This is a genomic window from Chryseobacterium sp. 27AL, assembly GCF_057815395.1.
Map to the genome: position 1 here is coordinate 132,224 of NZ_JBYRIW010000003.1, position 15,066 is coordinate 147,289.

Annotated in this window: 13 protein-coding genes; 11 read left to right on the forward strand and 2 right to left on the reverse strand. The window is 38.0% G+C overall.

The features are described from left to right. Positions 1-233: 233 nt before the first annotated feature. The gene (locus tag AC3WV0_RS08130) at positions 234-1,235 is read right to left on the reverse strand and encodes a catalase family protein (RefSeq protein WP_488845549.1); all 1,002 of its coding nucleotides are present in this window, start codon (positions 1,233-1,235) and stop codon (positions 234-236) included. 340 nt (positions 1,236-1,575) lie between these two features. On the opposite strand from AC3WV0_RS08130, the gene bamJ reads away from it, so the two are divergent. From bamJ to AC3WV0_RS08150, 4 genes are all read left to right on the forward strand, one after another. Beyond that, the gene (bamJ, locus tag AC3WV0_RS08135; RefSeq protein WP_090000270.1) at positions 1,576-2,010 is read left to right on the forward strand and encodes a BamJ family beta-barrel-assembly machinery protein; all 435 of its coding nucleotides are present in this window, start codon (positions 1,576-1,578) and stop codon (positions 2,008-2,010) included. Positions 2,011-2,126: 116 nt separating this feature from the next. Next, entirely contained in the window at positions 2,127-3,077 is a 951-nt protein-coding gene (locus tag AC3WV0_RS08140) for a hypothetical protein (RefSeq protein WP_488845551.1), read from the forward strand. Positions 3,078-3,320: 243 nt separating this feature from the next. Next, positions 3,321-3,731: an Rrf2 family transcriptional regulator gene (locus AC3WV0_RS08145; protein ID WP_488845553.1), complete on the forward strand. Its 411-nt coding sequence runs from the start codon at positions 3,321-3,323 to the stop codon at positions 3,729-3,731. 59 nt (positions 3,732-3,790) lie between these two features. Next, positions 3,791-4,441: an NAD(P)-dependent oxidoreductase gene (locus AC3WV0_RS08150; protein WP_488845554.1), complete on the forward strand. Its 651-nt coding sequence runs from the start codon at positions 3,791-3,793 to the stop codon at positions 4,439-4,441. A gap of 71 nt (positions 4,442-4,512) precedes the next feature. Here AC3WV0_RS08150 and AC3WV0_RS08155 read toward each other — a convergent pair whose 3' ends face one another. Continuing rightward, complete coding sequence (locus AC3WV0_RS08155) at positions 4,513-5,514, reverse strand: M23 family metallopeptidase (RefSeq protein ID WP_488845556.1); 1,002 nt, start codon at positions 5,512-5,514, stop codon at positions 4,513-4,515. Positions 5,515-5,741: 227 nt separating this feature from the next. Here AC3WV0_RS08155 and AC3WV0_RS08160 point away from each other — a divergent pair, with 227 nt between their 5' ends. The 7 genes from AC3WV0_RS08160 to AC3WV0_RS08190 all read left to right on the forward strand — a co-directional run bounded on the left by AC3WV0_RS08160 (position 5,742) and on the right by AC3WV0_RS08190 (position 14,951). Then, a complete protein-coding gene (locus AC3WV0_RS08160; protein ID WP_488845558.1) occupies positions 5,742-6,779 on the forward strand; it encodes an NAD(P)H-dependent glycerol-3-phosphate dehydrogenase in 1,038 nt (345 codons plus the stop codon). A gap of 221 nt (positions 6,780-7,000) precedes the next feature. Beyond that, positions 7,001-8,506 carry a malate dehydrogenase (quinone) gene (mqo, locus tag AC3WV0_RS08165; protein WP_488845560.1) on the forward strand — a complete coding sequence of 502 codons (1,506 nt, stop codon included), beginning with the start codon at positions 7,001-7,003 and terminating at the stop codon, positions 8,504-8,506. 82 nt (positions 8,507-8,588) lie between these two features. Next, positions 8,589-8,993 (forward strand): hypothetical protein, encoded by a 405-nt coding sequence (locus AC3WV0_RS08170; RefSeq protein WP_090000279.1) that lies wholly within the window; start codon positions 8,589-8,591, stop codon positions 8,991-8,993. A 225-nt stretch (positions 8,994-9,218) separates the two neighbouring features. Beyond that, positions 9,219-9,833, forward strand: a complete 615-nt coding sequence (locus AC3WV0_RS08175) for a DUF1684 domain-containing protein (protein ID WP_488845563.1) — start codon at positions 9,219-9,221, stop codon at positions 9,831-9,833. Between the two features lie 3 nt (positions 9,834-9,836). Beyond that, entirely contained in the window at positions 9,837-10,310 is a 474-nt protein-coding gene (locus tag AC3WV0_RS08180; protein ID WP_488845565.1) for a GNAT family N-acetyltransferase, read from the forward strand. A gap of 443 nt (positions 10,311-10,753) precedes the next feature. Next, entirely contained in the window at positions 10,754-11,563 is an 810-nt protein-coding gene (locus tag AC3WV0_RS08185; protein WP_488845567.1) for a glucose 1-dehydrogenase, read from the forward strand. 730 nt (positions 11,564-12,293) lie between these two features. Further along, on the forward strand, positions 12,294-14,951 hold the full coding sequence (locus tag AC3WV0_RS08190; protein WP_488845569.1) for an MGH1-like glycoside hydrolase domain-containing protein: 2,658 nt from the start codon (positions 12,294-12,296) through the stop codon (positions 14,949-14,951). Positions 14,952-15,066 lie beyond the last annotated feature (115 nt).

Sequence of the window (15,066 nt, forward strand, 5' to 3'; positions counted from 1 at the left end):
TAATAGCATTTTTTAAAGGTTAATGACGCTTTGCATATGATTAAAATGAGTTTACACATGATAAATGGCGCTTTGCAATAGGTTAATAGCATTTTTTAAAGGTTAATGATGCTTTGCATATGATTAAAATGAATTCACATATGATATGAGGTTAATATCGATTTTAAAAGGCTAGATTCAATTTGAAATAGGATGATGACTTTTAGACAAATATTTTAATCCAAATTTACTTTTCATCTGTTATATTTCAAAAGCTTATTCATTTTAAGCCTTGTCTGCATCGAAACTTTATACGCTTCATCCCTAAGCTTCTGAATTTTTCCTACAGGTTGGAAGAATATTTTACTCTCAAAAGGATTAAATGAAAGCAGTTCATTTTCGCAGGCTTCCGGATCCAGAAGATCATTTTTTTTAATTCTTACCTGCCCGATTTTTATATAAGGTGCATTTTTCCATTCGACATTGAGCTTGTTGATGGGCTGGTCTTCCAGGTTATAACAAAGCTGAATCATAACATCTGCTGCAAAATCTTCTGTCTTTAAATAAGCTTCCAGTGCGTCCTTTGTTTTTAATCTTTTCCCAAAATTCTTATCGACAGATATTGGTTTAAGTTTAATCTTCATCATATATTCTCCCAATCGGTAGGCTCCCACCGAATGATAATCGAATGACAGGAAAAAATCATTTCTTTTACGCCACAGCTTAACTATATTTTTCAAAAAAGATCCTGTAAGTGTTGAAGGAATCACTTTAATCATCTGCATCATCAAAGAAAAAGAGCTCCATTTTTTCACAAAAAACCGATTGACAGATGTGAACAGCTTTAAAAAGGTGCTTACAGAATTAATTGGAAATAAAGGAAAGTTGACCAAAGGAAAATTGGCCAGTAGAATTCCGTTTTCATCTTTGATCTTTACGGCAAATCCGTAAGCAGGAAGATCTTTTTTACCTTTATTTATTTTTAAATGGGCGTTAGAAAAGCGGATCTTCAAATCATACTTATCCTTATCAAAAAACGGCTGAAGTTTTTCAGGAATGTTTTTATCAATGATAAATTCTCCCCTGGTGATGGCATATGTTTTGGCGTGAGCATTTCTGGTAGCATACTCTACATCACTCACGGAAGGTGACTGTTCAACAAAATCGGCAATGCTTTTTTTATTGATTTCGAGGAGTTCTCTTTCCTCGTCAGTCAGCTTATCAAACTTCTTATTATATTTTAGTGGACTTGGCATTTAGTTTTTAAATCCAATTATAACGCCAACTTTCGGAAATGCTGTTAACACAGTATTAAACATATCTGAATTTTCTGAATAAGTCCGTGAATGGCGATAAAATTTGATATTTGATCCTTCGATTCGAGTGTTTTTTTCGTAATAAAGTGAAGAAAAAATGTATCGGGAACGCACAAGATCATAAACTTTTCGATACGATTTTTTTCAAAAATCTACTCAAAGTGACGAAATGAATCACCATATATGAAAGTTATATTTTTGTTTTCGTACTTAAAAAACTTACCGCATCATGCTTCCATCTTCCAGCTCTAAAATCCTATCTTTGTAAAAAAATATCAATATGGGAGTAGCAGATATGTTATTTAAACGCAAAAAAGAGCAGGCAGAGAAAAACCTGAAAGACGGTCAGGAATATATGGCAGAATACGGGAAAAGAGAAACGGTGGTTGAGCTGCCAAGCGGATTGCAGTACGAAATCATCAAAGAAGGTGACGGTGAAAAACCGGGACCGAGATCTACGGTAAAATGCCATTACCACGGAACAACCATTTCCGGGAAAGTTTTCGACAGCTCTGTAAAAAGAGGAACTCCGGCTTCTTTTCCGCTGAATAAAGTGATTAAAGGATGGACGGAAGCACTTCAGCTGATGCCCGTGGGAAGCAAATGGAGATTGATCATTCCGCCGCACCTGGCGTATGGAGATCAGCAGATCAGTAAAGAAATTGGTCCCAACAGCACACTCATTTTTGAAGTGGAATTGCTTGAGATTAAATAATATTTTTTTTAAAATAAAATTAAAATTTACCTGACTTTCGGGTAAATTTTTTTATTTAATGTATATTAGTGTTTGGTCTTCATGTATTACTTTATCATTAGCCAATAACAGCGAGAATGAGGAAATTATTTTATTTTTTAGTTTTATTAAACCTGCTTACTTCATGTGTTTCTAAGAAAAATCAGGCGATCAGACAAAATATTCTGACACTGAAAGACAGCTATTGCAAAGCTCCTTTTAAATATAATTATTCCAATAAGCTTCCTTCTTACAATTCAGATTCTGTCATTGCCGCCAATCAGGAATTGAAAGCCAATTTTTCGGATCAGAGCATTCTCATCCTGAATGCACTTAATAACCTGGATGAAATACACAATATCATGGAACTTAAAAAAGACAATTCACTCGAATCTCAGGTAAAGATACTGCAGCTGAAAAGTAAGATCAACAGTAAAATAACCATTGCACTCACAGAACTGGATGCTGTTGCCGCAGAATTCGACTGTGAAGGAGAAAGAGTGGCCCAGATCGGTGCTTATGTAGATAATCTAAATAATTCCCGCAACAATAAGCTCATTCTCTATTCTATCGCAGCAGGTGCAGCAGCTTCCATCGCCGGCGGAATTGTAAAGGATAACGGATGGAGCAATGCCATAGATATTGGTGGAGGTGCTTTGGGAGCGGGGTTGGGCTTGGCCACATTAAATCCGAAAGGTAAAAAAGTAGAATTTATTCATCAGAGAAACTTGCTGAGAGATGTCTGGAATGAAAAGCTTGAATCACCTAATTTTCCGCCTTTTATATGGTATATGTATACAGAAAAAAGATTCTCAAATAAAGAAAAACAATCGATCATCAGCAGTATGAAGGAAAGATGGCTGCATTACCAGTTTGATAATGATAAGCTAAAGGCAGATCAGTCGGTGATCTTCAGTGACGGTGGTTATTACAGGTCAGAAGATCTTCATAACCGTGCTGCTATGCTCAATCAGATGCAGTCGGCGACACGGACGATCAACCAGAATATCAATTATCTGTTGCTGGATTTGGATAAATTGATTTTATAGTCTTTAAAATGTAAATTTGTTCTTATTCACTATTTTACCCTTATGATATCGTGAAGAATTCCCAAGTGCTGCAGATCATCTTATGACTTCTGTAGAAGATTACGGAAAGTTTTACAGGTATGAATAACGATTTGCTTTCAAAAACAAGTATGTAAAGAGATGGAAAGCAGAAAGGCTGAATAATTTAATTGTAATAAATTTTGTTACATTAAAATTTTTTTCTACTTTTGTACAGTAATTACAATGAACAATACAAGATTTGCCACGGCAATACATATCATGACATTATTGGCGGAAAGTCCGCAGGAATGGCTCACTTCCGAATGGATAGCGGGAAGTATTAATATTAATCCTGTAATGATACGTAAAGAACTAAGCGTTTTAAGAGAAGCCGGATTGATTGTCAGCCGGCAGGGAAAAGTAGGAGGCAGCCAGTTGGCAAAGAATGCAAGCGACATTATGATTTCTGATATTTATTCAGCGGTTAAAAATACTGAAGTGTTAGGTAAAAAAAACAATAATCCTAATCCTGCATGTTCGGTAGGAAAAGAAATCAATAAGCATTTACAGACCCTGTTTTCCGATACGGATCAGTTGGTTATCAGGTTTTTAGGAAATAAAACGCTGCAGGAATTCACGGATAATTTTAAATAAAAAAATTTAACTATTAATGTAACAAAATTTATTACAATTTAATTTAAAAATAAAATATTATGAAAAAAGTAGCAGTAATTGGCGCTACAGGATTTGTAGGCACACAGGTTGTGAATGAATTATCAAACAGGGGGTATGAAGTGGAGGCTATCGCAAGAGATACTTCAAAAGTTCAGCAAAATGAAAAGGTAACAGCAAAAAGCGTTGATGTAAATAATGTGGATGAGTTAGCAGAAGCACTCAAAGGTAATGATGCCGTAATCAATACATTCAATGCGGGCTGGACCAACCCTAATTTATATGATGATTTCCTGAACGGTTCTGTCAACATCGAAAAGGCTGTTGAAAAATCAGGCGTAAAAAGATTCATTACCGTAGGTGGAGCAGGAAGTCTTTATATTGACGGAAAACAACTGGTTGACGGCCCTGATTTCCCTGCAGAGATCAAACCAGGTGCAACGGCGGCAAGAGACTATTTAAATAAAATCAAAGAAAATAATACACTCGACTGGACCTTCTTCAGCCCTGCTATTGAAATGCATCAGGGAACAGCAGGAATTAGAACCGGAAAATACAGAACAGCCCTGGAAAATCCTGTATTTGATGAAGACGGAAGAAGCGTTCTTTCTGTTGAAGACGTTGCCGTCGTGCTTGTCGATGAGCTTGAGCAAAACAATCACATCAGAGAACGTTTTACTGCGGCTTATTAATATTGAAAATAAAAAATTTCGGCGGCACCTTTGGTGCCGCCGAAATTCATATCAATACAATTAATCATAAATTAAAGATTCATAAACAGCTTCGGATTGACCGGGCTGTTATTTTTATGTACCTCATAATGGAGGTGAGGCCCTGTAGAGCGACCGGAATTTCCTGATTTTGCGATCACTTGTCCTACTTTTACCTTATCATTTACTTTAGCAACAAGCTGTGAAAGATGTCCGTAGAGTGTTGCCAGTCCATTTCCGTGGGAAACAATCACACAATTTCCATAGCCCCCTTTTTGTCCGGAGAAAATCACGGTTCCCGCAGCTGTGGCTACCACATCAGATCCAAAAGGAACTGCAATATCCAAGCCTTTATGAAACTGCATCTGATCAGCTTCTGCAGGCGCATTGTTTTTCTCTGTCTGGTTTGAATTCGCGGCGGCAGTTACATTAGAAGTGCCTTGTGCAGCAGGACTAGGATTAGCTTTTGGTGTTACCATTACTTTCACCTGTCTTTTTTCACCATAGCTGTCAGTGACTTCAATGATTTTTTCTACAGGTTCAGGCTTTACTTCAGAAGCAGCAGCTACTGCCGCAGGTTTTCCCGTATTGGTTTTCACCGAAGCAAAAACGGTTTTAAAAGGAATAGGGTTCTTTCTGACACCGAAATTAGAAGAAATATAGCCTTCTGTCGGCATCCCCAAAGGAACTTGAAGAAGCTTTTTCTGAATATCCATCAGGTACTGGCTGTATCGGTTAGCCTGCTTGGCAAGATAAATAGAGTTTGAAATACTATCCTTGCTGAGAACGGCCAGCTTTACATTCGGAACATCTTTGGATCTCAGGAAAGAATTAAGCTGTGTTACGGTCTGATCTACCAATTCAAGATCGGTCTTCATTTTTAAGTAATCCACACTGTCTTTTTCAGTGTTTATTTTTACAAGGTTTACTTCATAGTTCCTGTCGTCTTTTTCAGAATATAACTTTGCAATGAAGATGCCTTGCGCAAAAACAATAAGTAAAAGGACTCCCAAAAGTACATTTACGTTCTTTTTGCTGCTTAGAAATTTTTTCATTTTTCTTCTCTTAGTATAATTACAAAACGATTTTAAGCCTGCAAATTTAATTAAAAATAAATTTTGGGACTTATGTTTAGCAAAAAAATAAATATTTCTATAATTAACGTATAATTAAATATTTAATTGCCTGCATGTGTTAATTTTAAAATAAAATAGCTTTTATCATGTAATGAAAAGGTCTCATCTTTCTTTGTTTTAATATATTTGCAGTTCACATTTCTATTATGGCTAAAAAGAAAACGAATACAGAATCGAATCCGAAAAAAAGCAAGAATGACGTCGCTGTAGGGGTAGTGGGAAGCGGAAGTTTTGCAACAGCTATCGTAAAAATGCTGGTTGAAAACTGCAAAGTCGTGCATTGGTGCGTAAGAAACGAATATGTAAAAGGAGCTATTGAACAAAGAGGACACAATCCGACTTATCTTACGGCTGTTAATTTTAACCTTAAAAACTTAAAGCTCACAACAGATATCAACGAGCTTGTTTCCGCATGTGATACCATTGTTCTGGCAACACCGTCAATTTATCTTTCCGATACTCTGGATAAAATGACTTGTGATTATAAAGATAAAATTTTTGTCTCCGCCATTAAGGGAATTATTCCGAAGGTAAATGATGTCGTAGCACACTATTTAAGAGACGAATTTAAAATAGGTTTCCGCAACCAGGCCGTTATTGCCGGCCCATGTCATGCGGAAGAAGTCGCTATGGAAAGACTTTCTTATCTTACGGTGGCAACGGTAGAAGATGAAGTTTCGGCGAAACTTTTGGATATCTTTAACTCCGATTTCATTAAAGTTCATTCCAGCAAAGATATTCTGGGAAATGAGTACAGCGCAATTCTTAAAAATATTTTTGCGATAGGTGCGGGTATTGCAAGCGGGTTAGGATATGGGGACAACTTCACCGCAGTATTTGTTTCCAATGCCATCCGTGAAATGGAAACCTTTCTGGAAGCCATCTACGAAGCACCGAGAGATGTTAATGAAAGCGCATATCTGGGAGATTTACTCGTAACGGCTTATTCCTTATTCTCAAGAAACAGAAACCTTGGCAACCTTATCGGAAAAGGATATACTGTAAAATCTGCGATCCAGTCGATGAACATGATTGCAGAAGGATATTACGCTGCAGATTCTATTTATAAAACATCAAAAGATAAAGGATTAAAACTGCCAATCGTCGATACCATTTACGGCATTCTGTACGAAGGAAAAAATGCTGAAAAACAGTTTAAAAAGCTGACCACAAAATTAAATTAATCCTTACTTACATAAGATTCAGCATGATGTCATCACAGATAATGAAATGACATCATGCTAGTTTTTTTAGTATCATACCAAGAAATGCAGTTGGCTCATCATTAGTCTCAACCTCAACCTTAACCTTAACCTCAACCCTCTTCAAAATGATGTTAAATATCCATAAACAGACATTTATTCTAAGAACTTTTCCCGAACTTTGATATAATAAATTTTAAATTATGTCACAATCGCTTACAAACAGAACGCCGAAACCAAAATACGACGTTGTTCTCATAGGTGGCGGAATTATGAGTGCCACATTAGCTACATTATTACATGAATTTGATCCCAATCTGGAGATTGCCATCTTCGAAAGACTGGGAAGGTTTGCCAAAGAAAGCACGGCAGCCTGGAATAATGCAGGAACAGGTCATTCAGCGTTTTGTGAGCTTAATTATACTCCCGAAAAACCAGACGGGACCATCGATATTTCAAAAGCGGAAAGTATAGCAGAACAGTTTGAGATTTCAAAGCAGTTTTGGTCTTACCTGATCACCAAAGGATACATTCAAAGGCCAAAAGACTTTATCAATTCATGTCCGCACATGAGTCTGGTTTTTGGCGAAAAAGACGCTGAATACCTTAAAAAACGCCATCAGAAAATGTCGGAATCAGTCCTGTTTAAAGGAATGGAATTTTCAACGGATCACGGAAAACTACAGGAATGGATTCCGCTCATCATGAGAAAAAGAAATACTTCAGAAGTAATGGCAGCAACCAAAATGGATCTGGGAACGGATGTTAACTTCGGAACGCTTACCAGAAAAATGGGAAGGCATTTGCTGGAAGATTCCAATGTTGAGGTTTTCCTTTATCATGAAGTAAAAGATATAGATCCTAAAGAAGACGGAACCTGGGAAATGAAAGTAAAAGACAGGATACACAACCATAAGCAGGAAGTGGAAGCCGATTTTGTATTCATAGGTGCCGGAGGATATGCACTTCCGTTGCTGGACAGCTCAGATATTAAAGAAAGTGAAGGCTACGGAGGATTTCCTGTTTCCGGAGAATGGCTGGTGAGTCACAATCAGGAGCTGGTAGAGAAACACCATGCAAAAGTCTATACCCAGGCAACCGTAGATGCTCCACCAATGTCAGTTCCTCACCTTGACCTCAGAATTATCGATGGGGAGAAAGCTTTGCTTTTCGGACCTTTTGCAGGATTTTCAACAAAGTTCCTGAAAGAGGGAAGTTATCTGGATCTTCCTGAAAGTGTGAATACAAAAAATATACGATCTCTTTTCGGAGCATGGTGGCACAATATTCCTTTAACCAAATATCTTATTCAGCAGGTAGCGATGACCAAAGCTCAGCGAATTCAGCATTTGAGAGAATTTATTAAAGATGCCAAAGAAGAAGACTGGGAACTTAAAGTAGCCGGGCAAAGAGTTCAGATCATTAAAAAAGACGAAAAAAATGGTGGAAAACTGGAATTCGGAACTGAAGTAGTTGTCAACAAAAAAGGAACCATTGCCTCCTTATTGGGAGCTTCACCGGGAGCATCAACTGCAGTTTATGCCATGCTGAATGTCCTTGAAAAATGTTTCCCTGAAAAACTCCACGGAGAATGGAAAGATAAGCTGATGGAAATGATACCGTCTTACGGACAAAAATTGGCGGACAACCCAGAGCTTACCGAAAAGATGAGAAATTACACCAAAGAAAAATTAGAACTAGAATATTAATCATAAGCAATAAGTAATTGGTAATGAGTAATCATATGCCTTTTAAAAATTACTCATTACTTATTGCTCATTACTCATCATTATGTCAGAAACCATTGTCAAACCTGTTATCGTTAAAGAATTACTTGAATCGCTTCAGACTGATGTGCAGGAAGAACAGCAGGTCATCGTGCATTGTTGTTTTCCGGCGTCACCATTTCTGGGAAACCTTATCAGGATATGGCATTCCACGTATTTGTTCGATAACCAGTCGGATCATAAAAGCAGGCTGATTCATGCGGAAAATATTACCATTTATCCCAACTGGACACCGGTGCCTTTCATGCGTGATTTTTGGTTTACTTTGATTTTTTCAGGACTGCCGAAAGATTGCAAAAGTTTTGATTTGAAAGAAGTAATACCCGAAGAAGGCGGATTTTTCGTAGAGTCCATCAAAAGAAATTCTTCTGATATTTACAGGGTGAAGATTTCAGAATCGTATGTATAAGATTGAGGCTAAGATAAAGACTAAGATTGTGAAGATCCTATAACTTCAGCCTGATGATATTGTAGAAGATCTCTGCACTCTCTTATAAGTGTAACGGCTTTGTGAAACTTGAAGCAATAAGCAAATAGAAACCTTGTGGACTTTGTGTTCAAAGAAAGGTTAAGATTGAGGTTTGTTGATCTTTTTGTTGCAGGTAATTTTTTTAATGGTTAAAAATATTTTATCATGAAAAACTATTTATTCATACTCTTACTTTTGCCTGTCCTGGTTTTCTCACAAAAGACTTCCAGAGAAGAATCTGAAATAAAAAAATTCCAGCGGGAACTGAATGCGGAATATCTCAACCCCAAAGAAACACCTTTGCGTGGAGATAATTTCAACAATTTCAAACAGCATCCCTTCTTTCCGGTTGATCTGAAATATAGGGTAACTGCAAAATTTACTAAAACGGAAAATGCAGAACCTTTTGATCTGCCAACCTCTTCCGGGAAAACAAAATCTTACAGAGAATATGGGAAGGCAACCTTTGAACTTGACGGACAAACATATGCTTTAACCCTTTATCAAAGTTTAGATTTAATCAAACAAAAAAAGTACAGAGATTATCTGTTTCTGCCGTTCCGTGATTTGACCAACGGAAAAGAAACCTATGGCGGCGGAAAGTATATGGATTTAAAGATCCCAAAAGGAAATACAATCATTCTGGATTTCAACAAATCTTACCAGCCTTATTGTGCCTATAATGCTTACGATTATAACTGTCCGGTGGTTCCGGAAGAAAACAGGCTGCCGGTTGAGATCCGTGCCGGGGTTATGTATGAAGACATCTATCATCATTAAAATATGGTAAAATTAAAGTTTTTTGAACAGAAAGATTTTCCCGGAGTAAGCTATACTCGGGACGAAAGTCAGTTGCAATATACGGCAACTGCTGAGCAGGCATTAAAAAGAATTGAAGAACGCAAGGATACCCTTGCCTTTCCGATCACTATTTTTGAGAATGATGATCCTGCAGGCTTTTTTGTGCTGGATTTCGGGAATGATAAACTGGAATTAACGGAAAATCATAATTCTATGCTGTTACGGTCATTTTCTATAAACCCTGAACTTCAGGGAAAAGGAATCGGGAAAGCAGCAATGATTCAGGTCGATGAATTCGTCAGAGAAAACTTCAAAGATTGCGATGAGATTGTTCTTGCCGTTAACCAGAATAATATTTCCGCCTACCGGCTTTATCTCGCAGTCGGTTATCAATACGAAGGAAAAACCAGAATAGGGAGAAGCGGACCGCAATATCTCATGTCTAAAAAGTTATAATATAGAAAAGAAATATTACTTCATCAGAAGAAAGCTTTTAATTCTGTATTAACTGCTTTAACCATGTGAAGTAAGCCATTAACCTATGAAAATCAACTTTAATCATATGCAAAGCGGTTTTAACCATGTGCAAATTCATTTTAATCATGTGAAGTAAGCCATTAACCTATGAAAATCAACTTTAATCATATGCAAAACGGTTTTAACCATCTGCAAATTCACTTTAATCATGTGAAGTAAGCCATTATCCTATGAAAATCAACTTTAATCATATGCAGAACGGTTTTAACCATATGCAAAACAGCTTTAATCATATAAAAAGAACAAAAACCGCCGCCAGTCAATCGCTATTATCCCTGCAACTTTAAGAATTTTTTAAGTGAAAATTTTCGTGTTTGGCGTGATCCTTTCAGCAGTATCTGAGTAACATCAAATAATAAAGCATGGAAATTTCTCTCAATAATCAGGTTGCCGTTGTTACCGGAGCCTCAAGCGGAATAGGTTCCGGAATCGCAAAATCACTTGCCACAGCCGGTGCGATCGTAATCGTTAATCACTCATCCGAACATTCAATCGATGAAGCAAAAGCCGTTTTAAAACAGATCACCGACGCAGGCGGACAGGGCATTACTTATCAATGCGATGTTTCAAAGGAAGATCAGGTCATCAGCATGTTCCAGGATGTTATTTCACAATTCGGTACAGTGGATATTCTTGTTAATAACGCCGGTGTCCAGAAAGATGCAAAATTTACGGAAATGACGTTGGAACAGTGGAATACCGTAATCGATATCAATCTTACCGGTCAGTTCCTCTGCGCGCGGGAAGCCATCAAAGAATTTCTGCGACGTGGCGTTGATCCTTCAAGATCCATAGCCTGCGGGAAAATCATTCATATCAGCTCGGTTCATGAGGTTATTCCATGGGCGGGACATGCCAACTATGCAGCCAGTAAAGGGGCCATCCGTATGCTGATGCAGACCCTCGCCCAGGAATACGGCCCCGATAAGATTCGTGTCAATTCCATCTGTCCGGGAGCCATCAAGACCCCGATCAATAAAGATGCCTGGGACACGCCACAGGCTTTACATTCCCTGATGACCCTTATCCCTTACAACAGGATCGGAAAACCGGAAGATATCGGAAACCTCGCCGTATTCCTGGCCAGTGATTTTTCCGACTACATCTCCGGAGCAAGCATATTTGTAGACGGTGGAATGACCACTTTCGAAAGTTTTGCTTCAGGAGGATAATATTTGGGCGCACATTTCCGGCTTTCACTACTCGCTTTTTTGGTTTTCGGCGGCGGCGAAGCCGCCGCCGAAAACCAAAAAAAGCTCAAACAGGCCGTTCAATCCGGGGCGCATTTTAGACAAAACAGAAATGGCAGACATTTGAAGTCAGCGGTAAATAGTCAATGGTGAAAAGTGAATTCGTTGTACTGTCAATTAAAAGGATGTCGAAGATAATTGTTTTAATTGTCATTCTGACGAAGGAAGAATCTATGTAAGTTGAGATTCTTCATTCCACTTCGTTCCATTCAGAATGACAGGCGTAATTCTTTTTTGAACCATATAACTTTAAAAACTATGCAATTTCTAGAAAGGGGCTTGTGATTAAAAATAATTGTTTTATTTGTCATTCTGACGAAGGAAGAATCTATTGTATGTTGAGATTCTTCATTCCACTTCGTTCCATTCAGAATGACAGGCGTAATTCTTTTTTGAACCATATAACTTTTAAAAACTATGCAATTTCTAGAAAAAGGCTTGTGATTAAAAAATAATTGTTTTATTTATCATTCTGACGAAGGAAGAATCTATTGTATGTTGAGATTCTTCATTCCACTTCGTTCCATTCATAATGACAGAAGCAATGAAGATTTATTTTTTAAACTTATAATTTAAAAACCACACAATTTCTCGAAAGAGCTTTGTAATTTAGACCATCAACTATCATTTATCAATCATCATTTATAAAAGCATGAAAGAAAAAGAAAGACTCTCTGATATCGCCTGGAAAAAATGGGGACCTTACGTCAGTAACCGGGAATGGGGATTGGTACGTGAAGATTACAGTGCCGATGGTGATGCATGGAACTATACCACCCATGATGGAGCCGAAGCCAAAACATACCGCTGGGGAGAAGAAGGCATCTGCGGAATATGTGATGATGTCCAGAAGCTGGTATTCTCGGTAGGATTCTGGAACAAAAAAGATAAGATGATAAAAGAGCGCTTCTTTGGCCTTACCAATGGACAGGGAAATCACGGTGAAGATGTGAAGGAATATTATTATTACCTCGATTCCACACCTACGCATTCTTATATGAAAATGCTTTACAAATATCCTCAGAATGCATTTCCGTATGAAGATCTCATCCAGACAAACGCAAGAAGAAGCAAGCAGGAACCAGAATACGAACTAATTGACACCGGAATTTTCGACAGCAATGAATATTTCGATATATTCATCGAATATGCAAAGGCCGACACAAACGATATTCTGATCCGGCTGACCATTATTAATAAATCCGGGAGTGAAGCACCATTGGTTATCCTTCCGACATTATGGTTCAGGAACACATGGCGATGGGGATATGATGATTATCTTCCACAGCTGACTTCCGATGAGTCGGATTCCATAAAAATTAATCATCAGGATGTACAAATTAAAAACCTATATGCAAAACACTCCCAAAAAGTTCTTTTCTGTGATAATGAAACAAACAATGAGAAGCTTTATCAGTGTGCCAATGAAACCCGTTACAGCAAAGACGGAATCAATGATTTTATAATCAACGGAAATTCACAGTCTGTCAATCCGAATCACACCGGAACCAAAGCCGCATTTGTGATAGATGAAAACTTTAATCCAAAAGAAACCAAAACTTTTGAATTCCGACTTACTGATAAGGAACTTTCACAGCCATTTAAAAATTTTGACACAATATTTAATAACAGAAAAAAGGAAGCTGACGAATTTTATAAAGAGATCCAGGAAGGAATAGAGTCTGAAGATGAAAAGATGATACAGCGGCAGGCTTTTGCCGGGATGTTGTGGAGTAAGATGTTTTATCATTACAACGTAGAAAAATGGCTGAAAGGAGATCCCTCAGAAGCTCCGCCGCCAAAGTCGCGTGAGAAAATCCGTAATTTCCAGTGGAAGCACCTCAACAATGAACATATTATCTCCATGCCTGATAAATGGGAATATCCCTGGTATGCAACGTGGGATCTGGCTTTCCACACAATAAGCTTTTCCCTGATCGATCCTGATTTTGCAAAACATCAGCTGAAATTATTTCTTTTTGAATGGTATATGCATCCCAACGGCCAACTGCCGGCCTACGAATGGAATTTCAATGATGTTAATCCACCGGTGCATGCATGGGCGGTCTTCAGAGTGTTTAAAATTGACGAATACCTGAAAGATAAGCCGGATATCCGGTTTCTGGAAAGCGCGTTCCAGAAATTACTCATGAACTTCACCTGGTGGGTCAATAAAAAAGACAATAACGGCAACAATATTTTCGAGGGAGGCTTTTTAGGACTTGATAATATTGGGGTATTTGATCGTAATACTGAGCTCCCTAATGGTGAGCATCTCGAACAGTCGGACGGTACCAGCTGGATGGCCATGTTTGCTCTCAATATGATGAGAATTGCTCTGGAGCTTGCTCTATACAATAATATCTACGAAGAAATGGCTATAAAATTCTTCGAACATTTCCTCGCAATCGCCAACTCGCTGGATAATATGGGCGACGAATGCTTTAGCTTATGGGACGAACAGGACGAATTCTTTTATGATGCCCTTTCCCTTGGCGATGGCAAACATATGTACTTAAAAATGCGGACGATTGTTGGTCTTATCCCGATGTTTGCCGTAGAGGTGATTGATGATGAAATGATCGAGAGATTGCCAAATTTTAAGAAAAGAATGCAGTGGGTGTTAGATAATAAACCTCAGCTTGCCGCTCTTGTATCGCATTGGGAAGTGAAAGGTGAAGAATCCAAACATCTGCTTTCTCTTCTGCGTGGCCACCGTTTGAAAAGACTGCTTAACAGAATGCTCAACGCTGATGAATTTCTCAGTGAGTTTGGGGTTCGTGCCCTCTCCAAAGAATATGAAAAAAATCCGTTCAACATCAATCTGAATGGTACAGATTATACCGTAAAATATACTCCTGCCGAAAGTGACAGCCGTCTGTTCGGTGGAAACAGCAATTGGAGGGGACCAATATGGTTTCCGGTTAATTTTTTAATTATTGAAAGTCTGCAGCGCTTTTTCTTCTACTACAGCCCGGATTTTCTGGTTGAATATCCTACCGGAAGCGGGAATTATTCAAGTTTGGATCAGATTGCTGATGCGCTGAGCAAAAGGCTGGCAAAGATATTTTTAAAGGACGAAAATGGAAACCGACCTTTCAACGGGCAATATCCAAGATTTCAGTCTGATCCTGATTTTAAAGATTACATCTTGTTTTATGAATATTTCCACGGTGACAATGGCCGTGGAGTAGGAGCGTCACACCAAACCGGATGGACAGGCCTCATTGCAAAGATTCTGATGCCGAGATTTTCTAAAAAGAAAATTGCAGAGTCTGAAACAGAGATGCCAGAAGAAACAAAATCGTAAAACCCCATATTTTAATGCCTGTCTTAGAGCCTGCTTAAATTTTTATAGTTTTTTCTTAATTTCTTTAATTAAATAAACTTTGTTTATTCTTTAATTTAACATTAAGAATTTTAGT